Source organism: Citrobacter sp. wls827 (assembly GCF_005280875.1).
Taxonomy (GTDB): domain Bacteria; phylum Pseudomonadota; class Gammaproteobacteria; order Enterobacterales; family Enterobacteriaceae; genus Citrobacter; species Citrobacter youngae.
In genome coordinates, this window is record NZ_SZWR01000010.1 from 238,568 (window position 1) to 238,948 (window position 381).

General features: G+C 56.4%; 1 protein-coding gene. It reads right to left on the bottom strand.

Translation table 11 applies throughout. The features are described 5' to 3' along the window. The coding region (mnmD, locus tag FDX03_RS23010; protein ID WP_249356986.1) for a tRNA (5-methylaminomethyl-2-thiouridine)(34)-methyltransferase MnmD at positions 1 to 381 on the bottom strand (381 nt) is incomplete at both ends.

Consider the following 381-nt stretch of genomic DNA (forward strand, 5'->3'; position numbering starts at 1 on the left):
TGCAAACCAGGGGGCTGAGGAAGGCAGCGCCTGAGTTTGTTCCATTACGCCACAGAGCATTTCACGTTTGCGACCAAAACCTTTGCATTTTTGCATCGTAAATCCGGCGTCCTGTAACCCGCGACGTACGAAACCTGCCGAGGTAAAAGTCGCCAGCGTGCCGCCGGGACGCGCCAGTCGGGCCATCGCGTTAAACAGCGTCGGCGTCCACATATCCGGATTTTTTGCCGGGGCGAAGCCGTCCAGGAACCAGGCATCCACCTTTTGATTCAGAGAGTCATCCAGCTTGCTGGTTAATTCGTTAATATCGCCAAACCACAGATCAAGCGTGACGCGCCCATTATCAAGCAGCAGACGATGACACCCCGCCAGCGGCAGCGG